Origin of the sequence: Dactylosporangium sp. CA-139066 (assembly GCF_050936175.1) — a bacterium.
Classification (GTDB): Bacteria; Actinomycetota; Actinomycetes; order Mycobacteriales; family Micromonosporaceae; genus Dactylosporangium.
Genome location: NZ_JBNJNH010000001.1, coordinates 5,554,086 through 5,578,319, shown reverse-complemented (window position 1 = coordinate 5,578,319; position 24,234 = coordinate 5,554,086). Strand labels below are relative to the sequence as shown.

The following is a 24,234-nucleotide window of genomic DNA, read 5'->3' as shown; positions in this document are numbered from 1 at the left end:
CCCGGGGCCGGGCCGCCGTGTAACGCCGCAGTGCTTGCCGGCCTTGCGCCGGTTGCAGCGGCCCGTCCCCGGATTCGTGAGGTCCCGGGGCCGGGCCGCTGTCGTCCGCGGTCACCGGCAGATCAGCCGCGGCCGCCATCCGGTCATGCGTCGGCGATCGCCAGGTTGCGAATGGCGATCGCCAATCCTCGTCCGTCGATCGGTTCCCCGGTGACGACGGCCTGCAGCATCGCCCCGTCGACGAGCGCACTGATGCTCCGGGCCGGCGCGTCCCCCACGACGGGCGCAAGCAGCGCATGTACCCCGTCGAGCCAGGCCCGCGCCAGGGGCCGAAGCGCCGGGCTTCGCGCCGCGGCCAGGTACAGCTCGTACTCCAGCAACGCCTTCGGCTGATCCGCGACGTACTCCGCCACCAGCCGGCTCAGCCGCGCGGCGAGCTCGTCGACGTTGCCGATTGCTGTTTCGGCCGTGCCGGTAGGGGGATGTACCGCCGCCCGCCAGGCCTCGAGCTCAGCGGCGACGGTTTCGCTGACCAGCGCCAGCCCGGCGGCGATGAGGTCATTGAGCGTCGGGAAGTAGTACGTCGTCGCGCCGAGCGGCACGCCGGCGCGGGCCGCGACCATGCGATGCGTGGCCCGGCCGACGCCGACCTCGGCGACCACTTCGACGACGGCCTGCGCGAGCGCCCGCTTGCGCCCTTCCGGATCCTGCCGCGCGCCCACTCCGCCCGCCCTCCGTCGCCTCCGTCGCCCGCCGGCCGTCAGTGTCGCCTTCGGGCGTGTCAGTTCAGCGCACCCCGCTTGCCGTAAGTCGCCCTGCTTTGGCGGCAGTTGCCTTCCGCGTGCAGTGAGTTCAGCGCGGCCCACGTGTTGGCAGTCCGATGCGCCCGCTCACTGACAGTTGCCTCCCGCTTGCCGTGAGTTCAGTGCGCCCCGCTTGCCGGCGGTCCGATGCGCCCGCTCACTGACAGTTGCACTCCGCCCGCCGTGAGTTCAGTGGGCCCCGCCGAGGTTGAGCACGACGACCCCGGCGATGACCAGCCCGACCCCGGTGACCTTGACCAGGCTGAGCGGCTCCCCGAGGAACACCGCACCGATGGCGACGATGGCGGCGGTCCCGAGCCCCGACCACATCGCGTACGCAACCCCGACCGGCACCTCCTTCACCGACTGTGCCATGAACACGAACGCCAGCGCGTACGCCACCAGCACCGCCGCCGTCGGCCAGAACCTCGTGAATCCGTCCGTCGCCTTGAGCAGGCTGGTCCCGACCACCTCGACGGCGATTGCCAACGCCAAAAACACGTACGCCACAGGCCCTCCCCGACTCGTGAACTTGTACGATCGTACAAGTTCACGAGTCGGGCCTCACAGCCCGCGAGGGTGACGATGGGGGTGATCAAGGCCCCGGCAATTACCGATTACCGAATTGCTGATAATCGGTAATCCATTAATCCGGTAATCCGCGGGCGGCTCGGCCGGTCCCGGTTCACGTCTGGGCGTTCGCCCCGGTGTCCGACGCTGAGGTACCTTTCGCGCCCGGCCGGGAGCGCTGCCGGGCCGGCTTGGCCGAACCGGGCTTTTGCGCCGGCGCCACCGGCCGAGTCTCCTGCGAGTCCGACCCTAGCGCCACGGTCTCCTGATCCGACGCCTCGGACTCGGCATCGTCCGCGGGGGCCGGTCCGGGCTGCAGTGCAGACCCCGGCGGCACCCCGACCGACGCCGGCTTCTCCGGCCGGTTCGTCTCGGCGCCCGCGGCGGCCTCGGCACCGGCCTCCGTCGCGTCCCGCCCGGTCGGCGCGGACTTCTGCGGCTGGTTCGTCTCGGCGCCCGCGGCGGCCTCGGCACCGGCCTCCGTCGCGTCCCGCCCGGTCGGCGCGGACTTCTGCGGCTGGTTCGTCTCGGCGCCTGCCTCGGCTTCCACCTTGCCCTGCGTCGCGTCCGGCTTCAGCGGCCGCATCGTCTCGGCGCCCGCGGCGGCCTCGGCACCGGCCTCCGTCGCGTCCGGCCCGGTCAACGCCGTGGAGCTCGAGCCGGGCCCCGACCCGGCGGGCCCGGCCGCCCCGGCCACGAGCAGCGCGCGCCGACGGCGTCGGGAGCGAACCACCGCCACCACCCCGACCGCGACCATCAGCACGCCCACCAGGCCGATGCCCATGACGATCCGGGTGATGTCGCGCAGCGACAGACTGTCCAGGAACGAGCGCTCGTTCGCCTTCGGTGCCTGCGCCTGGGGCGCCGCCGCGGCGGAGGGAGCTGCCGGTGGCTGATAGCGGGTGTACCGCAGAATCGGCGTCGCCTTCGGCTGATCCGAAACGGTCAGGAAGTCCTGGCCGTCCTCGGAGTAGGCGATCGCCTCGCCCTGCGGCTCGCTCGGCAGCGGCGTGATCCGCGGCGTGCCGGTCGTAATCGCAGCGATGACGTCACCGTCGGTGACGTCGAACTCGTACGCGTCCGACATCGTGCGCACGACCGCGCGGTTACCGTCCGGGCTCATCGCCGCACCGGTCACGACAGCCGTGCCGACGATGCCGTACGGGTTCGAGGTCCCGGTCGCCTGCGGCTTGAACGACCCGGCGCGGGTCAGCGCAGCCGGATTGGCGTTGTTGGCCGGCAGGGGTTCGTTGAGGGTGTACACCTCGCCGACCGGGTCCTTCGTGATGATGACCGGCCGCCCGTCGCCGTCGAGCAGCAGCGCCTCGGCGTCGCGGGCGCGGCCGTCCGGGTACGCCAGGCGGTGGATCACCGGCGTGTTCGCCCCCGGCGCGAGGCTCCACAGCGCGATCGACGAACGCCGGTTGCCCGAGCCGCCGGTCAGGGTCGTGTTGTCCCCGACGTCGGCGACCCACAGCGTGCCGTCCTTCGCGATCGCGAGGTCCTCCGGGTCGAAGGCGCTGCTCGGGTACGACACGCTGCGCGTCTGCTTGCACTGCTGGTCCAGGAAGAAGATCTTCTCGCGGGATCGCTCAACGTTGCTGTCGTTAATCACCACGTAGCCGTCGGCGGTGACGACCAGCCCGGACACCTCGGTCACCTGAGGGTCATTGATCGTGCACATTGCGATGCCGCTGACCGACGGCCCGAGGTTCGGGTTCGCGGACGCCGACGAACTGGGCCCTGGGCTCGGCGCCTTCGCCACCGCCGGCGACCCGAACGCCACCACGGCTGGTACCACCACCAACAACACGGACGCCCCGAATGCGCCCCCGACCCGCTGCAGCATGCGCGACAGTCTGGCAGACGTCGCTGAGAATTCGTTCGCTGGCCGCCCTGTTCCTAGATCGCCAACGCAACGCTCCGACGGCCCGGGTGCATGCGGGCGATGGCGCACCGACCGCTTCCCGGTTGCGGCGGCCGCATCGCCGTCCACCGCAACTACATCGCCGCTCAGCGCAGTGACATCGCTGACCGAGGCAACTGCATCGCCGCTCAACGCAGTGCCAGAGCTGAACGAGGCGACTGCATCGCCGTTCAAGGCAGTGACATCGCTGACCGAGGCAACTAACTGCATCGCCGTTCAACGCAGTGCCAGAGCTGAACGAGGCAACTGCATCGCCGTCCGAGACCGTTCGATCGACGTCGGCTCAGCGGCGCGCCGGCTCGGGCACCTCGGTCCGCCAGTCGATCGCGGTCACGAGGTCCGTCGGCTCGCGCGGCTCAGTCCCGCCGGTCGGTCACCGTCAGGAGGTCGGCCGACTCGGCGTTCGTGCCGGCCGTAGTGGCCGATTCACGGTGCGCACCGACTGGCCGGCCGGGCTCGGATGTGGTCGGGGCGGCTACCGGCGGTACCGCTGCGGTCGCGGAACGCAGCACGAACACCGCGCCGGCGATCGAGGCGGCCAGCAGGAGGGCGCCGATCGTGAACGCCAGGCGGTAGCCGTCGGTGAGAGCGGCCGCCTCGGCGGCGCCGGAGTGCAGGCGGGCGGTGGTGCGGGCGGAGGCCACTGTGGACAGTGCGGCCACACCGATCGCCATGCCGAGCTGCTGCGTCGTGTTGAACAGGCCCGACGCCAGGCCGGCGTCGTCGGGGCGGGCGCCGGACATGCCCAGGCCGGTGATCGCGGGCAGGACCAGGCCGCCGCCCGCGATGAGCACCATGACCGGGAGCAGGTCGGTTGCGTAGTGCGCGCCGACCGGCAGGCGGGTCACCCAGCCGAGCGCCACGGTCAGCAACGCCAGGCCGGCGACGAGTACGGCGCGTTCGCCGAAGCGGTGGATCAGCCGCGCGGACACGCCGAGTGACACCGCGGCGACCGCGAGTGCGGCGGGCAGCATGGCGAGGCCGGTCTGCAGTGCGGTGTAGTGCAGGACCCGCTGCATGTACAGGGCGATGAGGATCTGGAACGAGAACATCGCGCCGATCATCAGGATCTGCAGCGCGTTGGCGCCGGCGACCTGGCGCGAACGCAGGATCCGCAGCGGCATGAGCGGGGTTGTCGCGGTCGCCTGCCGGGCGACGAATCCGGCCAGGAGCGCCAGCGCGACGGCGGCGGTGATGAGGCGGTTACCGCTGGTCTGCACGACGGCGTAGATGCCGGTCATGAGCCCGGCGGTCACGAGGAGTGCGCCGAGCGCATCCGCTCCGGCGCGCAGGCCGAGGCCGCGGTCGGCCGGCAGGTACGGCACGGCGAGGGCGAGCGTGGCCACGCCGATCGGCACGTTGATCAGGAAGATCCAGTGCCAGCTCAGCGCGTCGGTGAGGACGCCGCCGAGGACCTGGCCGATGGAGGCGCCGGCGGCGCCGGTGAAGGAGAACACGCCGATCGCGCGGGCGCGGTCGCGCTGGTCCGGGAAGAGCGTGACGAGGATGCCGAGGCTGACGGCGCTGGCCATCGCGCTGCCCGCGCCCTGCAGGAAGCGCGCCGCGATCAGGGCGCCGGGGCTGGTCGACAGGCCGGCGAACACGGAGGCGCCGACGAACACCGCGGTCCCGGCCAGGAGCATGCGCTTGCGCCCGAGCAGGTCGCCGAGGCGGCCGGCGAGCAGCAGCAGGCTGCCGAACGCGATGAGATAGGCGTTGACGACCCAGGTGAGCCCCTCGGGCGTGAAGCCGAGGTCACGCTGCATCACGGGCATCGCGACGGTGACGATGCTGCCGTCGAGAATGACCATGAGCATGCCGGTAGCGAGCACAGCCAGGGCGAACCATCGGTTTTGCTTCATGGGTGTGACCGTAGCAGATCGTCTGCTACAGAACTATCTCTCACGGGATGGAGCATGGTGACGTTTCCCGAACCGACCGCGCCGGCGTCCGGCCGGCCCGAAGTCTTCCTGCGCTACCTGGACTTTTATCGCGAGACCGTGCTGGCCAAGGTCGCATCGCTGCCGCCCGGGGCGCGCGGCTCGAGCGCGCTGCCGTCGGGCTGGACGCCGCTGGAGCTGCTCAAGCATCTGCGGTACGTCGAGCTGCGCTGGCTCGTCTGGGGCTTCGAGGGAAAGGACGTCCCCGACCCGTGGGCCGACCGCCGCGGCGACCGCTGGTATGTGGCTCCCGGTGAGGACCTCGACACGCTGAGCGCCGATCTGCGCCGGCAGGGTGAGGTGACGAGGGCGATCGTGCTGGGTACTGCGCTCGACACGCTCGGTGCTCCCGGCCCGAGGTGGGAGGGTGCCGACCCGGCGTCGCTGGAGCGGATCCTGTTCCATCTGGTGCAGGAGTACGCGCGGCACGCGGGCCACATCGACATCGTCACCGAACTGGCCGGCGGCGCGCAGGGTGAGTAGCCGCCGGGGGCTCAGCGGGAGGCGCGCGGCGACTTCGGTGACGCAGCGGCGACGTCGGTGAGACGGCGACAACCAGCGAAGAACGCGAGGTGCGCCGCGGCGGACGTGGCGGAGACGGCGACAACCAGCGAAGAACGCGAGGTGCGCCGCGGCGGACGTGGCGGAGGCGGCGGCGCATAGCGAAGAACGCGAGGTGCGCCGCGGCGGACGTGGCGGAGGCGGCGGGCGAATAGCGAACAACGCGAGAGAGAGGTGCGCGCGGCGAACAGCGAATACGAGAGGTGCGGCGCGGAGGCCGGGCTACTGGCGGGCGCGGCGGACGCCCTGCGCCTCGACCGGGTTGGCCAAGTGGCCCTGGGTCAGCCTGGTCAGGGCGCGAATGAGGACGGCCCGCTCGTCGTCGGGCAGCGAGTCGAGCACCGCGGCGTGGACCGAGTCGGCGATCTCCTGGCTGCGCGCGGCCATCTCGGCGCCCTCCGGCGTGACGGCGATGATGCGGCAGCGCCGATCGGTGCTCGACGGGCGTCGCTGCGCGTAGCCGGCCTTCTCCAGCGCGTCGACGGTGACCACCATCGTCGTCTTGTCCATGCCGCCGATCTCGGCGAGCTGGATCTGCGTGCGCTCCTCGCCGAGTGCGTGCACGAGCACGCAGTGCATGCGTGGCGTCAGCCCGATCTCGGCCAGTGCGGCCGTCATCTGCGTGCGCAGCACGTGACTCGTGTGGTCCAGCAGGAACGACAGGTCCGGCGTGAGCGTTGCGGCCATGTCACCCAGCATAGATACCCGCCGTAGGTACCCCTTCCGGTCGACGCCCCGTCACCCTGCGACAACATAGGGTGCACATACGATCATTGTCGGGCGGGTCCGGACCTTTCGGCAGGAGGTCCGGACCCGCAGCCGCGCAAGAAGCGCAAAACCGGGACGGCAGCCCGAAAGGAGGGCAAACACCGGCCGGTCAGGGAGCCAGGAGCGATTCGCGCTTCAGGGCCGCCGCGGGCTATCGTTGAGCGTTCGGGCAACAAAAAAGACGCCTGAAGGCGTCCGACTGTTGTGAATGTTAGCCGACTGGAGACGGATTGTCAAACTCATCCGACACAGCCGACATCGTTGAGGAACAGGGGCACCTCGACACGCTGTACCGGCATCTTGACGCCCTGCGCGAGGAGGCTTCGGCGCAGCTGTCGAAGGCGCTGCTGCAGGGCGGCGGCACCCCCGCCGACCGGTCGCACCGCGATTCGACGACGGCGTTGTACAACGACCGGATCGCGCAGTACAGCGCCGTGGAGAACGGGCTCTGTTTCGGGCGCCTGGACTTCAAGCAAGACGGTGACAAGCCGGACGGTGAGACGCGGTACATCGGGCGTATCGGCATCTTCGACGAGGAGAACGACTACGAGCCGCTGCTCATCGACTGGCGCGCGCCCGCGAGCCGGCCGTTCTACCTCGCCACCGCGGCCGCGCCGGACGGGGTGAGGCGGCGGCGGCACATCCGGACCGAGCGGCGCTCGGTCACCGGGCTCGACGATGAGGTCCTGGACCTCAACGAGGCGCACGGCACGGGGCGGGGCGCGCACGACGGGGTCACCGGCGAGGCGGCGCTGCTGTCGGCGTTGACGGCTTCGCGTACCGGACGGATGCGCGACATCGTCGAGACCATCCAGGCCGAGCAGGACCACGTGATCCGGGCCGACCTCAACGGGGCGCTGGTCGTGCAGGGCGGGCCGGGGACCGGCAAGACGGCGGTGGCGCTGCACCGGGCCGCGTACCTGCTGTACACCCACCGGCAGATGCTGTCCTCGCGGGTCGTGCTCATCGTCGGGCCCAACGCGACCTTCCTGAAGTACATCGGCCAGGTCCTGCCCTCGCTGGCGGAGACCGGCGTGCTGCTGGGCACCATGGGGGACCTGTTCCCGGGGGTCGTGGCGCACCGGGAGGAGCCCGCCGACATCGCCGCGATCAAGGGGCGGGCGGAGATGGCCGAGGTGCTCGCGGCCGCCGTGCGGGACCGGCAGCGGGTGCCCGACGAGCCGATCCCGCTGCGGCTGGACCTGCTCGACGGCGCCGCGGTGATGCTCGAGCCCGAGGTGATCGAGGACGCGCGGGAGCGGGCGCGGCGGTCCGGGAAGCTGCACAACCTGGCCCGGCCGACGTTCGACACGGAAATCATCCACGCGCTGTCGCTGCTGGTGGCGGACACGATCGGCCTGGACCCGTACGCGGACGACCCCCTCGGCGGCGACGACGCGCCCGGCGAGGCGCAGCTGCTGGACGAGGCCGACCTGGCCGAGATCCGGCGGGAGCTGCGCGGCGAGGCGGAGGTCCTCGGCGCCCTGGACTGGCTGTGGCCGATCCTCACCCCGCAGCAGCTCGTGGCCGGGCTGTTCGCCTCCGACGCGCGCCTGGCGGCGGCCGGCGCCGACCCGCGGCTCAAGCGGCCGGTGCGGGAGGGCTGGACGCCGGCGGACGTGCCGCTGCTGGACGAGGCCGCCGAGCTGCTCGGCGAGGACGAGACCGTGCTGGAGATCATCGCGGAGCGGCGCCGGCGGCAGCAGATCGCCTACGCCGAGGGGGCGCTGGAGATCGCGTTCGGGTCGCGGTCGATCGACGTCGAGGACGAGGACGACCCGGAGCTGCTGTCGGTCACCGACCTGCTCGAGGCCGACCGGCTGGCCGAGCGGCACGACGAGGGTGAGGCCCTCAGCCCGGCCGAGCGGGCCGCCGCCGACCGCAAGTGGGCGTTCGGGCACGTCATCGTCGACGAGGCCCAGGAGCTCTCGGCGATGGCGTGGCGGCTGCTGATGCGCCGCTGCCCGAGCCGCTCGATGACCCTCGTCGGCGACGTCGCGCAGACCGGCGACCTGGCCGGCGCGTCGTCATGGTCGGACGTCCTCACCCCGTACGTCGGGGACCGCTGGCGGCTGCGCGAGCTCACCGTCAACTACCGCACGCCGGCCGAGATCATGTCGGTAGCGGCGGGCGTCCTGGCCGGGATCGACCCGGACATCCGGCCGCCGCGGTCGGTGCGCCAGGCGGGCGTCGAGCCGTGGGTGCGCGGCGTGGCGCCGGCCCGGCTGGCCGAGGCGCTGCGGGACGCGGTCGAGCGGGAGGCGGAGGCGGCCGGGGAGGGCCGCCTGGGCGTGCTGCTGCCGTCGGGTCTGTTCGAGGATCTGGTACCCCACGTGCAGAAGGCGGCCCCCGACGCCGCGCTCGGCGAGCAGCCGGACCTCACCGCGCGGGTCGTCGTGCTGACCGTCAAGCAGGCCAAGGGCCTGGAGTTCGACGGCGTCATCGTCGTGGACCCGGAGCGGATGGTGCAGGAGTCGCCGCGGGGCGCCAACGACCTGTACGTGGCGCTGACCCGCGCCACCCAGCGGCTCGGGATCCTGCACCCCGGTTCGCTGCCCGACTCCCTACATGCCGTCGTGGGAATATAAAGGGGTGGTGGCACCCTTTGACGTCCTGGCCGAGCCGACCCGCCGGCGCATCCTCGACGCGCTGCTGGACGGCCCGCAGCCCGTCGGGGCGCTGACCGACCGGCTCGGCCTGACCCAGCCCGGCACCTCGAAGCACCTGCGGGTGCTGCGGCGGGCCGGGCTGGTCCGCGTGCGCACCGAGGCGCAGCGCCGCTACTACGAGCTGAGCCCGGAGCCTTTGGCGGAGATCGATGCGTGGCTGGCACCGTATCGCCGCCTGTGGGCCCGTCACCTGGACCGTCTCGAGCAGGCGCTGGCGGAAGAGGAAAGCCGGGAGCGTGATGGGTCGGACTCCAGCACGCTCACCGAACCGACGTGAGCCTAGCAACCTCCTGGAGGTCGTCCGCCTGCAGGGCGCCGGCCAGCGCCAGCAGCTCGCCGGGCGCGTCCTCGCCCAGCACCCGGGCCGCGCCGCGCAGCATTGCGGCGACGTCTTCCGCCGGCAGCCGGGTCAGGTCCGCCAGCGGTTGCCGCAGCACAACATGCGCGAACTCGAGGCCGTGCAGCCGCTCGGCGCCGGTCAGCGCGGCGGCAGAATGAGCTCCGCGACGACGGCGCGGTGGTCGCTGCCGGGCGTGCGGCGGGTGCCGAACTCCCGCACGCCGACGCGCCGGTCGGCCAGGACGTGGTCGAGGGACACCGGCGGCGTCCAGAACGGCAGCGTCGCGGTCTTGTACGGCCACGTCGGCGACAGCCCCCGCCCGCGCACCGCCGCCGCGTCGCGGTAGCCCAGGCGCAGCAGCCGGCGCAGCGCCGCGTGGTCGAGGGTCGAGTTGAAGTCGCCGAGCAGCACCCGCGCCGGCCCGTGCGGGTCGGGCCCGCGCTGGTCGGCGAGGTTGCCCGCCCACACGCCGACGTGCCCGGGCCGCGGCGGATACGGGTGCGCGGACTCGACGACGACCGGCCGGGCGCCGGGCACGAGCACCGTCGCCGCGGTCTGCGCGAGGCGGACCGGCTCGAGGAACCGGATCGCCGGCCCGTCGATCGGGTGCCGGCTGAACAGCCCCGAACCGCCGCCGCCGGGCCCCGGGCTGACGACCCGGTGCGGCAGCAGCGCGTCGATCCCGGCCTCGTCGAGCGCCTCCAGGCCCTCCGCGGTCAGCTCCTGCACGGCGAGGACGTCGATGTCGTCGACCTTCACCTGCTCGGTGAACGCCGCGGTCGCCCCGGCGCCGAAGAGCAGGTTGGCGCTCATCACCCGCAGCCGCACCCCGCCGGCCGGGCGCCGGGCCGGGATGAGGCGCGGGGCGACGACGGCGGCGAGCAGCAGCCCGCAGGCCAGGCACACCAGGCCCGGCGCCACGCCGCCCGCCGAGACGATGATCCCGCCGGCGGCGAGCGCACCGATCGCGGCATACGGCGAATACGACACCAGCTGCACCAGCGGCGTGCCCCGCTCGGCGCCGAGGACCCGGACCGCGGTGAACGCCGCCGCGAGCGCCGCGACGGTCCAGAACAACGCCGTCACGGCGCCGCCTCGGGGTCGCGGGCCAGGCAGAACGGGTGGCCGGCGGGGTCGAGGAACACCGTCCAGCGCCCGTCGCCGGGCTGGGTGACCGCGCGGGTGGCGCCGAGGGCGAGCAGCCGGTCGCCCGCGGCGGCCGGGTCGGCGGCATACAGGTCGAGGTGGAACTGCTGGGGTGCGGCCGGGTCGGGCCACCGCGGCGGCCGGTAGTCGGCCACCCGCTGGAAGCACAGGTTGATCCCGCCGGGCTGGACGGGCGCGAGGGCCACCTGGTCCTCGCCGTCGTACTCCCGGCGCGCGCCGGTCACCGCCTGGTAGAAGTCCGCCAGTCCCCGTGGGTCGGCGCAGTCGAGGGTGACCGAGCCGACGCGTGCAACCACCGTCATGCGCCAGACGCTACCCAGGGGGTCTGACATTTCTCGGTCAGGACCCGGCGAGCTTGCGCTCCAGCGGCGCCCGGAACCGCGGGGTGACCCGCACGCCGTCGAGCCAGCCGTGCAGCTCGTCGGCGGCGCGGTCGACGGCGCGGCGGGTGGCGGCGGGGACGTCCTCCACAAGCTCGACGGCCACCTCACCCGTCGCCCGCTGCGCCCAGCCGCCGATGATGCGCCCGCCGGCCCAGACGGTGGGGCCGGCGTTTCCGGTGCGGTCGAAGAGGGCGGGGGCGTGCTTGCCGAGGTACCACATCCGGCTCTGAAATCCCATCACCGTGGGATCGAGGCTGGGCAGCAGGGCGACCCACGGCCCGGGGTCGGGCACCGGGTCGGTGTCGTCGGGGAGCACGAACCCGGTCTCGCCGCCGTCCAGGGTCACCTCCACCGCCTCCAGAGCGCGCAGGGCGGCGCGGGTCTGGGTCATCGTCCAGCCGGTCCACCACTTGAGGTCGGCGGCGGTGCCGGGGCCGAAGCGGGCCAGCCAGGCGCGGACGAGCTCGGTGCGGGCGTGCGCCGGGTCGAGGTCGGGCATCGGTTCGGCCAGCCACGTCTCGGCGCAGGACCAGGCGTACTGGCTGCTGATCCACGAGCCGAGCGGGCGGCCGCGCACGATGCGCCCGTCGGCGGCGAGCAGGAACAACAGGCGGCTGGTCACGTACTGGTTGCCCTGCGGGAACACCAGGACCGTGCGCAGGCGTGGTTCGTCCGCGGCGAGCTGGGCGGCGGTCGCGGTACCGCGGCGGCGTAACGCCTCGAACGTGGACTCCTCGACGTCGGCGAGCCAGGCCGCGTCGCCCGCACCGGCCTCGGCGAGGTGGCGCAGCAGCAGTCTGCGCTGCTCGGCGGCGACGGCCCGGGTGGCGCCGGCCTGGATGACGGGCGCGAACCCGGTCGGCACGACAAACATCGTGCGGCGCATGCCGAGCATCCGCAGCAGGCTCCGCCGCTCGTACAGCGCGTCCTCCACCGTCGCGATGAGGGGCTGGTGCAGGCGCGCGGCGACGGACAGGTGCACGGTCGCGGGGTCGGTGGCGTGCAGCGCGACGAGGTCGGCGGCGACGTCCTCGGGCGTCTTGCCGGGCGCCACGGGCCCGGCGAGGCCGTGCCGCCAGGCGAGCCGGGCCCGGCGCTGCTCGGTGTCGATGTGCAGGGTCACGTCGACAAGTATCGCGAGTGTACTGGGCGGTAACCTGTTGGGCATGACGCGATTCGTGCAGACCGGCCCGTCGCTGCGGGACCCGTACACGGCCGATCCGCAGCTGCGCGGCTGGCTCGACCGGCTGCTGGGCGAGGACGGGCACGCCGCCGCCAAACAGCGCCTGGCCGACCTGTCCGCCGAGGTCATCGGCCCGCTGCGGGCGGCGCACCACGACGCCGAGACGCACCCGCCGGCGCTGACCCGCTTCGACGCCTGGGGCCGGCGCATCGAGCGCGTCGAGACCTCCGCCGGCTGGCAGGCCCAGCGGGCCGCGGCCGCCCGCCACGCCGTCGTCGCCCTGCCGTACCTGCCCGACGCCCGGGCCGCGTGGGGGCCGGGCGCGCGGGTCGTACAGCACGCGCTGCTGCACCTGTGGGGCCCGGAGTCGGCGACGTTCTCCTGCCCGGTCGCGATGGCCGACGGCGCCGCCGCGCTGCTCACCCAGACCGGGGCGCAGCGGCAGTGGCTGGCCCGGCTCACCTCCACCGACCCGGCCGTCGCGGTCACCTCCGGGCAGTGGATGACCGAGTCGCAGGGCGGCTCCGACATCGCCCGCTCCACCACCACCGCCCGGCCCGACGGCGACGGCTGGCGCCTGACCGGCGACAAGTGGTTCTGCTCCGCGATCGACTCGGCGATGGCCGTCGCGCTGGCCCGGCCGGAGGGCGCCGGTCCCGGCAGCCGCAACCTGGTTCCTTATCTGGTACCCCGCTATGCCGCCGACGGCGTCTCGCCCGCCGACGGGGTGCAGGTGCTGCGCCTCAAGGACAAGCTGGGCACGCGCGCCGTCCCGACGGGGGAGGTCCGCCTCGACGGCGCCGAGGCGTTCCCGCTCGCCGACCCGGCCGCGCCCGGCCTGGCCACGATGATGACCCTGGTCGTCGTCACCCGCCTGCACAACGCCGCCGCGGCCGCCGGCGGGATGCGCCGCGGCCTCGAATACGCGCTCGGCTATGCGGCCGAGCGCACGGTCGCCGGCGGCATCCTGGCCGACAACCCGCTGCACCGCGCCACCCTCGGTGGCCTCGCCGTCGACGCGGCCGGCGCGTTCGCCCTCGCCATGCACGGGTTCGCGCTGCTGGGCCGGGCCGAGCACGGCGACGCCGCCGCGGCCGCCGAGCTGCGCCTCGCCGCGCCCCTGGCCAAGCTCGCGACCGGGCGGCTCGCGGTCGCCTCGGCCAGCGAGTACCTGGAGTGCTTCGGCGGCGCCGGCTACGTCGAGGACACCGGCATCCCGCGGCTGCTGCGCGACGCCCAGGTGCTGCCGATCTGGGAGGGCACCACCAACGTGCTCTCCGTCGACGTGCTGCGCGCCCTGTCCGGCGGCGACGGCGCGGCCCCGCTGCTGCACCGGCTCACCGCCGCCGCGGACGCCGCCACCCACCGGCTGCCGGGCGCCGCGGAGGCCCTCGCCGGCGCCACCGCCCGCCTCGCCGCCGACGCGGCGACCGCGGCCGCCGACCCGCGCAGCACCCGGGTCCTGGCCGGGGCGCGGGAGCTGGCGCTGCGGCTCGGGCACGCGCTGACCGCGGCGCTGCTGCTGGAGCACGCGGCGTGGGCGGCCGAGCGCGGCGACGAACGCCCGGCGCTGCTCGCCTCGCTGTGGATCCTGCGCCGCCTCGGCCAGGCCGACGTGTCCGCCGAGCTGCACGAGCACCTCGGTCAGCTGATGTAGCCTCTGGTACGCCGGGAACGCGCCGCGGCCAGCGTGTAGGCCGGGTCGCGGTCGAGGTTGTACCGGTCGCGGTCGTAGCGGCGGGTCGTCCTGGGGTCGGCGTGGCCCATCGCGTCCTGGACGTCTTCGAGGGGTACACCCTCGTCCCGGGCGGCGGTGGCGAACGCGTGGCGCAGCGAGTGCGGCGACAGCCGCTCCCAGGCCGGCACCCCCGCGTCGCGGGCCAGCCGGCGCACCAGCCGGAACACGGCGTGCCGGTCGACCCGCCCGCCGGTGGCGGTGGCGAACAGCGGCCCGGGCGCGTCGCCACGGGCCGGCAGGTACTCGTCCAGGGCCCGCCCCACCGCCGGCGTCAGCGCCCTCCGGCGGGCCTTGCCGCCCTTGCCGACGAACCGCACCGTGCGGTGGCCGCGCTCGGCGCCGAGGTCGTCGAGGTCGAGCCCGACGACCTCGCCGACGCGCAGCCCCAGGTCCGCCAGGAACGCGAGGATGGCCCGGTCCCGGGCGGCGGTCGGCCCGTCGAGGCGCGCCGCCGCCGCGAGCATCGCGTCGACCTCCCCGGCGGCCAGCCCGACGGTCGAGGACACGTCGCGCGCCACGCGGGGCCGGTCGGCGCCGCCGACCGGGTTGGCCTTCACGGCCTCGAGACGCAGCAGGAACGCGTACCAGCTCGACAGCGCCGAGAGCTTCCGCGCGACGCTGGCCGGCGCGAGGACCCGCCCGGTCCGGCCGTCCACAGTGGACTCAAGCTCGCGGGCGTACGCGTTGACGTGCAGGAACGACGCCCGCAGCGGCTCCAGGCCGCGCCCCTCACACCAGGCGAGGTACTGCTGCACGTCGCGGCGGTACGCGGCCCGCGTGTGCGCCGACAGCCGCCGGTTGGCCAGCCACCCGTCGGTGAAGTCGGCGAACTGCTCGGCCGTGACCGGCAGTCCGGCCGGCGGGATCGGCGCGGGCGTCGACATCTACGGGTTGACCGCCCACACCGTCGTACGCTTCACCGGCGTGTCCTCCAGGGTCTGCGGCACCGGCACCTGGTACTCGGCCAGCAGCGTCAGGTGCGCCGTCGGCAGGTACGCCCGCCCCGGGTCCCCGACCAGGACGGTCTTGCCCTGCTGGGCGGCCCGCTGCAGGTACGCCAGCATCCGCCGCGTCATCTCCCGGCTGTAGAACACGTCCCCGGCCAGCACGACCTCCGCGTCCGGGTCGGTCTCCAGGATGTCCTTGTTGAGCGCCGTCACGGGCACCCCGTTGGCCTCGGCGTTAATGCCGATCGCGGCGACGGCGAGGGCGTCGATCTCCACGGCGGTGGCCGCCGCGGCGCCGGCCCGCATCGCCGCGATCGCCACGAGGCCCGAACCGGCGGCCAGGTCGAGGACGTTGCGGCCGGCGACGATGGCCGGGCGGTCCAGGATGTGCCGCGCCAGAGCCTGCCCGCCGGCCCACGCGAACGCCCAGAAGGGCGGCGGCATCTGCCCGCCCTGATCGGACTCGGTCCGCTCCCACAGCTCGATGGCCTCGTCGGCGAGGTGCAGCCGGACCTCCGGCGTGAGCGGCACCGCGGCGAGCCGCGTGTTGGCCAGGACGAATTGGATGGTCATCGCGATGGACGCTACCAAGCCCGCTGTCACCCGTGCGTGCGACGCCCCGGCCGGGTCCTCTTCGGTACCGTCGCACCATGGCGGGCGATGCCGTTTTTGTCTGGATCTTCCTCGGCCTGGCCGTGGCCGTGCTGATCCTGATCGCCCTGTACGTCGACTCGTGGCGCCGCCGCAACGACGACGCCTGAGCGATCCGTCGCGGCGCCGGTCGGCTTGTTGCTCCGGAGCCGCTGCTCGGCGAGTTATCCACAGGCGCGGATTGCCTCTTCCGGTGGCTCCGGCGGCCGTGATGGGGTCGTTGTATGGCGCCTCCACCGAGCACCGAGACCATCGCCGCGGGCCTCGCGGCCCTTCGTGACGACGCGACCGCCTGGCTGTCCGCGGCCGCTGACCTCGCTCGGGCGGCTGCCGCCCCGCCGCCGCTGGACGCCGACGAGTTCGGGCTGGCCGGGGAGTGGTCCGGCCTGACCGCGGTCCACGCCGACCTGCGCCGCCAGGTCGCCGATCGCCTGGCCGAGGGCGCCCGCACCGGCACGGCGACGGCCGCCGCGCTGAACGAGGCCGCCGACGGGTACGAGCGCGACGAGCAGGCCGCGGTGCACGGCCTCCTGGGGATCTGGTGAGCGGCATGCCCGCGCTCTGCACTCGCCGGGCACGGCCGCGGCGCGGAGGGCGGTGAGGCGGCGTGGCTGAGCAGGAGTTCGGGCAGCTGCTGCGCGCGGTCGGGCGGCTGCTGGAGGACGTCGACGGCCACGCCCGGCGGGTCGTCGACGACTGCCGGCGCTGGCTGCGGCTGCTCGGCCCGGCCGGTGCCGCCCTCGACCGGCTCGCCGGCCAGGTGGAGCAGGCCGCCGGCGACGCCGCCAACCTGCTGGAGTCGCTGCTGCAGCGGCCCGGCGATCCGATCGCCCTGCACAAGGCCGCCGCGCGCTGGCGGGTCGGCGTCGCCGCCCCGGCCGGCGCCCGCGCGGCGACGTTCACCGCCGAGTTCGCCCGCGCCGACGACCACTGGCGCGGCCCGGCCGCCGACGCCTACCTCGCCACCCTGCCGCCGCAGCACCGCGCCCTCGCCGAGACCCACGAGATCGCCGCCGCGGCCGCGGACTCGCTGCAGGAGTCGGCGGCCGCATTGCTGGCGTTCTGGGCCGCGGCGGTGCCCGCGCTGACGTCGGTGTCGGCCGAGCTGGCCGCGGCCGCGGCCATGACCGCCGACCCGTTCACCGCGCCGGCCGGCGCCGCCCTCGCCCTCGCGGCGCTGGCGGAGGGCATCGCGGTCGTCAACGGCCTGACCCGGGCGCTGTCCGAGGTCCTCGACCGCGAGCGCCGCACGCAGGAGTCGCAGCTCGCCCGCCTGGCCGACGCCGCGGTGTTCCCGGGCGGTCGCTGGCCGGTCGCCGCCGCGGAGTCGCTGTCCGACGCGAGCCTCAGCGACGGCGACGGCACCGACTGGTCGCTGATCCGATGACCGTCCGCCTACGACGAGCAGGACGCGGGCCGGACTGGTTGCCGATCCGATGGACGTCCGCCGGCGACGGGCGGGATCCGCGTGGGGCCGGCCGCACCGCCCTCGGACCGATTGGTTGCTGATCCGATGACCGTCCGCCTGCACCTGTTCCGCCACGGCGAGCGGGACCCGCACGGACCCGGCCTCACCGCCCGCGGCCGGGACCAGGCCGAACGGCTGGGCCGACGGCTACGCGGCATCCCGTTCGGGGCGATCCATCACGGCGCGCTGCCCCGGGCGGCCGAGACCGCCGAGATCGTGGCCCGGCACCTGCCCGGCATTCCCCGCCACGCCTGCGAGCACGCCGCGGACCGCACCCCGTTCCCGTCGCCGGCCCTCCGCGCCGAGTACCCGGCCCGCTACCTGCCCTGGCTCGACACCGTCCCGGTGCAGGAGCGCGACCCGGACGCCGCGGCGCTGCGAGCGGCCGTCGAACACTTCGCGGCGCGGACGGGAGATGAGCTGGTCGTCACGCACAACTTCGTCATCGGCTGGTTCGTGCGGCATGTGCTCGACGCCCCGCATTGGCGCTGGATCGGGCTCAACCAGGCCAACTGCGGGCTGACGATCGTGGAGTGGGAGCCGGGGCGGCCGCCGGTGCTGGTCGCGTTCAACGACACCGGCCACTTGGAGCCGTGACCTGGGCGCATTCCATCCCAGCGGTGCGCGGCAGGGTTCGGGGCGGTCTGCGCGCTGCCTACCGTGCTTCCGCGGGGGACTCCAGGCGGTCGGGTGGGAGCGCCCGGTCCGGGGTGAGGGCGGTCCGCGAGTCGTAGCGGGTGAAGCCCGGCATCAGGGCCGTGCACGCGGCGACCGCGCCCACGCACAGCAGGCCGCCCGCGACGATCGCGGTCCGCAGGCCCGTGAAGCCGGCCATCACGCCGGAGCGCAGCTGCGCCGAGGTGGGGCCGATCGAGTACGACAGCAGCTCGATCCCGGCGAGGCGGCCCCGCAGGTGGTCGGGGACCGTCTGGTTCCAGATCGTGGAGCGGAACAGGCCGCTGACCATGTCCGCGGCGCCGGCCACGACCAGGAACGCGAGGGCGGTCCAGATGTCGCGGGCCAGGCCGAAACCGGTGATCGCGGCGCCCCACGCGGCGGCGGCGAGGAGCACCGCCAGGCCGTGGCGGTGCACGCGCGAGGCCCAGCCGCTGGTCAGCGACACCAGCATGGCGCCGGCCGGGAGGGCGGCGTAGAGCAGGCCGAGCGCCCACCGGGCGTGCAGCGCGTCGGCGACGAACGGGAACAGGGCCATGGGCATGGCCAGGAACATGGCGGTGAGGTCGACGAAGTACGTGCCGAGCAGCTCCGGGCGGGACCAGGCGAAGCGGGCGCCGCGGGCGATGCCGGCCAGGCTCGGGCGTTCCGCGTGCTCCGACGGCGGGACGGGGCGCAGGGCGAACAGCAGGGCGATGGACGCGACGAAGGTGAGGACGTCGATGGCGTACGCGACGGGAACGCCGGCCGCGACGACCAGCGCGCCGCCGACGGCGGGGCCCGCGATGGCGCCGATCTGGTAGCGCAGGCCCTGCAGGGCCGCGGCCGCGGTGAGCTCCTCGCGGGGGACCAGGCGGGGGATGAGCGCGTCGAGGGACGGGCGCTGCAGGCCGTCGAGGGCGGCGACGGCGGCGGCGACGAGGTACAGCGGCCAGACCGCCGGATGGGGCAGCAGCGCGTTGACGAGCAGCCCGCCGGTGCACACGGCCATGCCGGCCTCGCACCACAGGATCACCCGGCGGCGGTCGGCGGCGTCGGCGATCGCGCCGCCCCACAGGCCGCTGAGCACCATCGGGACGAGCTCGGCGACGCCGACGGCGCCGACCGCGACGTACGAGCCGGTGAGCTGCTTGACCTGGAACGGCACGGCGACGATCGTGATGAAGCTGCCGAACATGGTGATCACGCCGCTGGCCACGAGCAGCCGGAAGTCGCGGCGGCGCAGCGGCCGCCCGTCGACGCGCAGCTGCCGCAACCGGTCTGTCAGGCTCACGAACGCCGCAGCGTAGCGAGGCGCCCGCCGGTCGGCGACCGAATAACGCAGACGAGCGAACGCCGATAATTCAGACGAGGCGGAGCTGGCCGCCGGCCCGGGCGGCGGGGCCGAGGTCGCCGACGCGGTGGTGGCGGCGGCACAGCACCTGGTAGTGCACGTCGGCGGGCGGGGGCTCGCCGGCGCCGTCGGCGGCGGTGTCGCCGATGACGACCTGGTCGCCCTGCCGGGCGATGACGCCGTCGACGACGCGGGCGTTGAGCAGGCCGGGGCGCCCGCACCAGCACAGCACCTCGACCTGGACCTTGGTGACCTCGTCGGCGAGCTCGAAGAGCCGCTGCGCGGCCGGGAACAGGGCGGTGCGGAAGTCGGTGGCCAGGCCGAACGCGTAGACGTCGACGTCGGAGTTGTCGACGAGGTCGGCCAGCTGCTCGATCTGCTCGACGGTGTAGAAGCTGGCCTCGTCGCAGATGAGGTAGTCGACGCGGATGCCGCGGGCCCACCGGTCGCGGACCAGGGTGCGCAGGTCGAGGCCGGCGACGTCGACGGCGTCCTTGCCCAGGCCGATGCGGGTCGACAGCCGGCCGGGGCCGGCCCGGTCGATGGTGGTGAGGACCAGGCCGTGGCGGCCCTGGCGGGCGTGGTTGTAGTCCATCTGCAGCGCGAGGGTGGATTTGCCGCAGTCCATCGGGCCGTAGAAGAACTTCAGCCGGCCGCCGCGGCGCAGGCGGCTGTCGCCGGCCGCCACGCAGGCGTCGGGGTCGTCGTCGGTTGGCGTCACGGCGTGAGAGCCTACTTGCCCCCGGGGCCGTCGATGGCGCGCAGGCGCGCCGCCACCTGCTCGCGTTGTGTGGCGCCCATCGCTTCGTACAGCTCCAGCGCCGCCTGCAGCCGCTGCCGGGACAGCCGCGGGTCGTCGGTGCACAGGCCGAGGCCCTCGTAGGCGCGGGCCTGCTCGGCGCGGTAGCCGATGCGCAGCGCCCGCTCCAGCGCGCCGGCGTGGACCAGCTTGGCCTCGTCGAGCCGGCCGGTGGCGCGCAGCCCCTCGCCGAGGTTGTTGTCGATGAGGCAGCCGGTCGGCGGGTCCAGGTGTTCGGCCTCGCGCTGCGCCGCGCGCAGCAGCGCCAGGCCCTGCTCGGGGTCGCCGAGGGCGAGGGTGCTCAGCCCGAGCAGGCTGCGGGCCTCGCACACGGCGGCCGGGCCGACGTCCGAGGTCGGCGGGTGCTCGACGATCGAGCGCAGCAGCAGGGCGGCGACCCGGTGGTGGCCGAGCTGCTGGCGGGTGAACGCCAGTTGCAGGGCGCCGGCCGCGGCGAGCTGGCCGGGGCCGGCGGTGCGGCCGACGACCAGCAGCCGCTGCGCCACGCGCAGCGCCTCGTCGGTGCGCCCCACGGTGCGCAGCAGCGTCGCCAGGCACGTCCACTGGCTGCTGAACGGCGTCTCCACGGTCATCGACCGCTCGAGCATCGACAGCGCCTCGGCGGTGCGGCCGGTGGTCTGGTAGACGGCGGCGAGGTTGTTGGTGGCCATGTTGCGCCACGCCGGGTGCGCCATGCTGCTGTGCAGGTGCCGGATCGTGTCGTCGCCGCGCCCGGCCCGCACGTAGGCGGAGGCGAGGTAGTTGTGGGTCATGGCGATGAGGAACGCGTCGCCGAGCGCCTCGGCCGCGGCCAGGGCCCGCCGGTGCAGGTCGATGGACAGCTCGTTCATCGAGTTGCGGAACAGGAACGCCCACAGGGCCCGGGTGAGCAGGCAGGTGTACCGGTGCAGGCCGGAGCGCTCGGCCAGCCCGATGGCGCCGACGATGTTGCCGACCTCCGCCTCCAGCCAGCGCCGCCCGGCGACGTGGTCGGCGAAGCGCGGCACGGTCGGGCCGGGCGGGTCGTCGTCGACCGGGCCGCGGTGCCGGTTGTGCTCCCACGGGCGGGTCGCGGCCGCGGTCGCCTGCAGGTAGTAGCGGAGCATCCGCTCGGTCGCGGCGCCGCGTTCGGGGTCGGCGGCGGCGAGGCCGGCGGCGTACTCGCGCAGCAGGTCGTGCAGCCGGAACCGGCCGGCGACGGGCTCGATGAGCAGGTGGGCGTCGACGAGCCGGCCGAGCAGCTCGTCGGTGTCGCGCACGGGCGCGCCGGACAGGGCGGCGGCGACGCGGACGGTGAACTCGCCGGTCGGGTGCAGCCCGGCGAGGCGGAACAGGCGCCGGGCCGGCTCGTCCAGCTGGCGGTACGACAGGTCGAACGCCGCCTGCGTGGAGCGCCCGTCGACGGTGAGGTCCAGCGGGGCCGGGTTGGCCTGGCGGAGCCGTTCGGCGAGGTCGGCGACGGTCCACGAGGGCCGGTGGGCGAGCCGGGCGGCGGCGAGGCGCAGCGCGAGCGGCAGCCCGCCGCACAGCCGCACGACCTCGGCGGTGGCGCCGGGGTCGCGGGCGGCGCGGTCGCCGACGACGGTGGCGACGAGCCGGGCGGCGTCGCTGTCGTCGAGGACGTCGAGGGAGACGCTGGCGGCGCCGTCGAGGCCGCCGAGGCGCCGGCGGCTGGTGATGACGACGAGGCTGGCCGAGGAGCCGGGCAGCAGCGGGGTGATCTGGGCGACGTCGGCGGCGTTGTCGAGCACGACGAGCATGCGCCGCTGGGCGAGCTCGGTGCGCCAGCGGGCGATGCGCTCGTCGGGGTCGGCGGGGATGCGTTCGGCGTCGACGCCGAGGTGGCGCAGCAGTAGCCCGAGGGCGTCGTGCGGGGCGAGCGGGGGCCGTTCGCTGTGTGCGCGCAGGTCGACGAAGAGCCGCCCGTCGGGGTAGCGGTCGGCGACGAGGTGCGCGACGTGGACGGCGAGGCTGGTCTTGCCGACGCCGGCCATGCCGTCGACGGTGAGCACGACGGGGTGGCCGTCGCGGCCGGCGTGGGCGGCGGCGACGAGCCGGGCGACGACGTCGTCGCGGCCGGAGAAGTCGGCGACGTCGCGGGGCAGCGTCCACGGGGTCGGCACCGGCACGCGGGCCGGGTGCGGCAGCGCCGACAGCGGCGCCGGCCGGGGCGGGTGCTGCGCCGGGGACGGGGTCGTCGTGGGTTGCAGCAGCCCGCGGTACAACTCCTGCAGCGCGGCGGAGGGGGCCAGCCCCAGTTGTTCGTCGAGGGCCTCGGCGAGGCGCAGGTAGACGGCGATGGCGTCGGCGGTGCGCCCGACCCGGGCCAGGGCCGTCATGAGCTGGCCGTGGAGGCGTTCGCGCAGCGGGTGCTGCTCGGCGAGGCCGGTGAGCTGGCTGACGAGCTCGGCCTGCAGGCCCAGCTGCAGTTCGACGTCGATGCAGTCCTCGAGGGCGCTGTTGTGGCGTTCCTCGAGGGCGACGGCGGCGGCCTGGACGCCGGGGCTGTCGACGCCGGCCAGGGCGGGGCCGCGCCACAGCTCGAGGGCGTCGCGGAGGTGTTTGCGGGCGGCGTGCAGCTCCCCGGCGGCCAGGGATGCGCGGCCGTCGGCGACGAGCCGGGCGAAGACGAGGGTGTCGAGGTCGTCGTCGGCGACGGTGAGCCGGTAGCCGGCGGTGTCGGTGTGGATGGCGCCGGGCAGCTGCCGGCGCAGCCGGGACACGCACGTGTGCAGCTGGGCCCGGGCGGTGGCGGGGGCGGCGTCGCCCCAGACGGCGTCGACGAGCCGGGGCAGGGTGACGACCCGGCCGGGCTGCAGCAGCAGCATGACGAGCAGGATCCGGTCGCGGGCCGCGGAGATCTCCAGCCGGCGCCCGGCGACGTCGACCTCGAGCGGACCGAGCAGCCGGTATCGCACGAACCGAACCTTAACGCAGGGTGTTGTCCCGGCGACAGACGCCGTCAGAGCCGGGCCGGCGGGGTGTTGCCCGCCTGCTCGATCGCGCGGCGCATCGGGACGGCGGCGAGGGCGATGAACCCGGCGACGAAGAACACCAGCAGCGACACGATCGCGACCCGGTAGCTGCGGGTGGCGTCGTAGGCGAGGCCGAACAGCAGCGGCCCGAGCCAGCTGGTGCCCTTGTCGGAGATCTCGTAGATGCCGAAGTACTCGCCTTCCTTGCCCTTCGGGATCAGCTGCGAGAACAGCGACCGGGACAGGGCCTGGCTGCCGCCGAGGACGAGCCCGATGGCGCCGCCGAGCACGACGAACGGCACCGCCTGCTTCGCCGGCAGGAAGAACGCGACGAGGACGACGAGGGTCCACAGCACGAGGCTGACCAGGACGGTCTTCCAGGCGCCGATGGCGCGGGCGAGCCGGCCCAGCAGCAGCGCGCCGGCGAAGGCGAGGAACTGCACCATGAGGATCGTGGGCACCAGGACGCTGTCGGACAGCTGCAGCTCCTCGGTGCCGTACTGGCTGGCCAGGGAGATGACGGTCTGGATGCCGTCGTTGTAGATGAGGTAGGCGACGAGGAAGAACAGCGTCAGCGGGTACGCCTTGAGGCTTTTCAGCGTCGCCCACAGCTGCCGGAACCCGTCGAGGAGCACGTTGCGTTCCTCGACGTCGACGGCGGCCACGACGGGCCGGTTGCGCAGGCGCAGCAGCGGGATCGTGGTGAACCCGGCCCACCACACGCCGGCGGAGACGAGGCTGTAGCGGGCGACCTCGCCGGTGGTGAGCCCGAGCTTGCCCTTGAACAGCACCGCGGCGACGTTGAGCAGCAGCAGCAGGCCGCCGCCGAGGTACCCCCAGGCCCAGCCGAAGCTGGACACGCGGTCGCGGTCCTCTTCGTCGGCGATCTGGGGCAGGAAGGAGTTGTACACCACCACGGACGCGCCGAAGGAGATGTTCGCGAGCAGGAACAGCCCGGCGCCGAGCAGGTAGCGGTCGCCGGTGAGGAACAGCATCGCGATGGTGGCGCCGGCGCCGATGTAGGCGAACAGCGCCAGGAGCTCCTTCTTGCGCTCGGAGCGGTCGGCGATGGCGCCGACGACCGGCAGGACGAACACGGTCAGCAGCACCGACAGCGACACGGTGTAGGGGAACAGGGAGCCGGGGGCGATGGCGATGCCGAGCGGGTGGATGGTGGCGTTGTCGCAGGCGTCGCCGTCGCAGCCGGCGGCCTTCTCCGCGATGGAGGTCAGGTAGGGGCCGAGGAAGACGGTGATGACGGTGGTGGAGAACGCCGAGTTGGCCCAGTCGTAGAAGTACCAGCCGACCCGTTCACGACGAGTGCTGAGTTCCACTGT

The 24,234-nt window shown here is 74.1% G+C and carries 21 protein-coding genes and 1 pseudogene; 7 read left to right on the top strand and 15 right to left on the bottom strand.

Translation table 11 applies throughout. From position 1 onward, the window contains the following. Positions 1–143: 143 nt before the first annotated feature. The 4 genes and pseudogenes from ACQEVU_RS25515 to ACQEVU_RS25500 form a co-directional block, all read right to left on the bottom strand. Positions 144–722 (bottom strand): TetR/AcrR family transcriptional regulator, encoded by a 579-nt coding sequence (locus ACQEVU_RS25515; protein WP_433327676.1) that lies wholly within the window; start codon positions 720–722, stop codon positions 144–146. A 270-nt stretch (positions 723–992) separates the two neighbouring features. Next, positions 993–1,316, bottom strand: a pseudogene (locus ACQEVU_RS25510) (DMT family transporter); the annotation flags it as partial. Positions 1,317–1,488: 172 nt separating this feature from the next. Next, the gene (locus tag ACQEVU_RS25505) at positions 1,489–3,222 is read right to left on the bottom strand and encodes a hypothetical protein (RefSeq protein WP_433327675.1); all 1,734 of its coding nucleotides are present in this window, start codon (positions 3,220–3,222) and stop codon (positions 1,489–1,491) included. Between the two features lie 434 nt (positions 3,223–3,656). Then, on the bottom strand, positions 3,657–5,162 hold the full coding sequence (locus ACQEVU_RS25500) for an MFS transporter (protein WP_433327674.1): 1,506 nt from the start codon (positions 5,160–5,162) through the stop codon (positions 3,657–3,659). A 54-nt stretch (positions 5,163–5,216) separates the two neighbouring features. On the opposite strand from ACQEVU_RS25500, the gene ACQEVU_RS25495 reads away from it, so the two are divergent. Further along, positions 5,217–5,723: a DUF664 domain-containing protein gene (locus tag ACQEVU_RS25495; RefSeq protein ID WP_433327673.1), complete on the top strand. Its 507-nt coding sequence runs from the start codon at positions 5,217–5,219 to the stop codon at positions 5,721–5,723. 300 nt (positions 5,724–6,023) lie between these two features. On the opposite strand, the gene ACQEVU_RS25490 is transcribed toward ACQEVU_RS25495, so the two are convergent. After that, on the bottom strand, positions 6,024–6,488 hold the full coding sequence (locus tag ACQEVU_RS25490) for a MarR family winged helix-turn-helix transcriptional regulator (protein ID WP_433327672.1): 465 nt from the start codon (positions 6,486–6,488) through the stop codon (positions 6,024–6,026). 311 nt (positions 6,489–6,799) lie between these two features. On the opposite strand from ACQEVU_RS25490, the gene ACQEVU_RS25485 reads away from it, so the two are divergent. Both ACQEVU_RS25485 and ACQEVU_RS25480 read left to right on the top strand, forming a co-directional pair. Further along, complete coding sequence (locus tag ACQEVU_RS25485) at positions 6,800–9,157, top strand: HelD family protein (RefSeq protein ID WP_433327671.1); 2,358 nt, start codon at positions 6,800–6,802, stop codon at positions 9,155–9,157. A 7-nt stretch (positions 9,158–9,164) separates the two neighbouring features. After that, positions 9,165–9,515 carry an ArsR/SmtB family transcription factor gene (locus ACQEVU_RS25480; protein ID WP_433327670.1) on the top strand — a complete coding sequence of 117 codons (351 nt, stop codon included), beginning with the start codon at positions 9,165–9,167 and terminating at the stop codon, positions 9,513–9,515. Here ACQEVU_RS25480 and ACQEVU_RS25475 read toward each other — a convergent pair. From ACQEVU_RS25475 to ACQEVU_RS25460, 4 genes are read right to left on the bottom strand one after another with little or no spacing between them, the layout of a single operon-like run. Continuing rightward, positions 9,499–9,675: a hypothetical protein gene (locus ACQEVU_RS25475; RefSeq protein WP_433327669.1), complete on the bottom strand. Its 177-nt coding sequence runs from the start codon at positions 9,673–9,675 to the stop codon at positions 9,499–9,501. The two genes, ACQEVU_RS25480 and ACQEVU_RS25475, sit on opposite strands and share 17 nt — an antisense overlap. A gap of 41 nt (positions 9,676–9,716) precedes the next feature. After that, positions 9,717–10,664, bottom strand: coding sequence for an endonuclease/exonuclease/phosphatase family protein (locus tag ACQEVU_RS25470; protein WP_433327668.1), 948 nt, complete (start codon positions 10,662–10,664; stop codon positions 9,717–9,719). Beyond that, positions 10,661–11,047, bottom strand: coding sequence for a VOC family protein (locus ACQEVU_RS25465; RefSeq protein ID WP_433327667.1), 387 nt, complete (start codon positions 11,045–11,047; stop codon positions 10,661–10,663). The genes ACQEVU_RS25470 and ACQEVU_RS25465 overlap by 4 nt, the downstream gene beginning before the upstream one ends. 37 nt (positions 11,048–11,084) lie before the next feature. After that, positions 11,085–12,251 carry a winged helix DNA-binding domain-containing protein gene (locus tag ACQEVU_RS25460; protein WP_433327666.1) on the bottom strand — a complete coding sequence of 389 codons (1,167 nt, stop codon included), beginning with the start codon at positions 12,249–12,251 and terminating at the stop codon, positions 11,085–11,087. Between the two features lie 43 nt (positions 12,252–12,294). Here ACQEVU_RS25460 and ACQEVU_RS25455 point away from each other — a divergent pair, with 43 nt between their 5' ends. Then, positions 12,295–13,968 (top strand): acyl-CoA dehydrogenase family protein, encoded by a 1,674-nt coding sequence (locus tag ACQEVU_RS25455; RefSeq protein ID WP_433327665.1) that lies wholly within the window; start codon positions 12,295–12,297, stop codon positions 13,966–13,968. On the opposite strand, the gene ACQEVU_RS25450 is transcribed toward ACQEVU_RS25455, so the two are convergent. Both ACQEVU_RS25450 and ACQEVU_RS25445 read right to left on the bottom strand, forming a co-directional pair. Next, positions 13,956–14,933 (bottom strand): tyrosine-type recombinase/integrase, encoded by a 978-nt coding sequence (locus ACQEVU_RS25450; protein ID WP_433327664.1) that lies wholly within the window; start codon positions 14,931–14,933, stop codon positions 13,956–13,958. The genes ACQEVU_RS25455 and ACQEVU_RS25450 overlap by 13 nt on opposite strands. Further along, complete coding sequence (locus ACQEVU_RS25445; RefSeq protein WP_433327663.1) at positions 14,934–15,569, bottom strand: class I SAM-dependent methyltransferase; 636 nt, start codon at positions 15,567–15,569, stop codon at positions 14,934–14,936. A gap of 302 nt (positions 15,570–15,871) precedes the next feature. Here ACQEVU_RS25445 and ACQEVU_RS25440 point away from each other — a divergent pair, with 302 nt between their 5' ends. The 3 genes from ACQEVU_RS25440 (at position 15,872) to ACQEVU_RS25430 (ending at position 17,712) form a co-directional block, all read left to right on the top strand. After that, positions 15,872–16,192 (top strand): hypothetical protein, encoded by a 321-nt coding sequence (locus ACQEVU_RS25440; RefSeq protein ID WP_433327662.1) that lies wholly within the window; start codon positions 15,872–15,874, stop codon positions 16,190–16,192. Positions 16,193–16,254: 62 nt separating this feature from the next. After that, entirely contained in the window at positions 16,255–17,034 is a 780-nt protein-coding gene (locus ACQEVU_RS25435) for a hypothetical protein (RefSeq protein WP_433327661.1), read from the top strand. A gap of 126 nt (positions 17,035–17,160) precedes the next feature. Further along, the gene (locus ACQEVU_RS25430; RefSeq protein WP_433327660.1) at positions 17,161–17,712 is read left to right on the top strand and encodes a histidine phosphatase family protein; all 552 of its coding nucleotides are present in this window, start codon (positions 17,161–17,163) and stop codon (positions 17,710–17,712) included. Positions 17,713–17,770: 58 nt separating this feature from the next. Here ACQEVU_RS25430 and ACQEVU_RS25425 read toward each other — a convergent pair whose 3' ends face one another. From ACQEVU_RS25425 to ACQEVU_RS25410, 4 genes are all read right to left on the bottom strand, one after another. Then, a complete protein-coding gene (locus tag ACQEVU_RS25425) occupies positions 17,771–19,063 on the bottom strand; it encodes an MFS transporter (protein ID WP_433327659.1) in 1,293 nt (430 codons plus the stop codon). Positions 19,064–19,133: 70 nt separating this feature from the next. Then, complete coding sequence (locus ACQEVU_RS25420; RefSeq protein ID WP_433327658.1) at positions 19,134–19,844, bottom strand: thymidine kinase; 711 nt, start codon at positions 19,842–19,844, stop codon at positions 19,134–19,136. Positions 19,845–19,855: 11 nt separating this feature from the next. Continuing rightward, positions 19,856–22,840 (bottom strand): AfsR/SARP family transcriptional regulator, encoded by a 2,985-nt coding sequence (locus tag ACQEVU_RS25415; protein ID WP_433327657.1) that lies wholly within the window; start codon positions 22,838–22,840, stop codon positions 19,856–19,858. 44 nt (positions 22,841–22,884) lie between these two features. Continuing rightward, on the bottom strand, positions 22,885–24,231 hold the full coding sequence (locus ACQEVU_RS25410; protein WP_433327655.1) for an MFS transporter: 1,347 nt from the start codon (positions 24,229–24,231) through the stop codon (positions 22,885–22,887). Positions 24,232–24,234 lie beyond the last annotated feature (3 nt).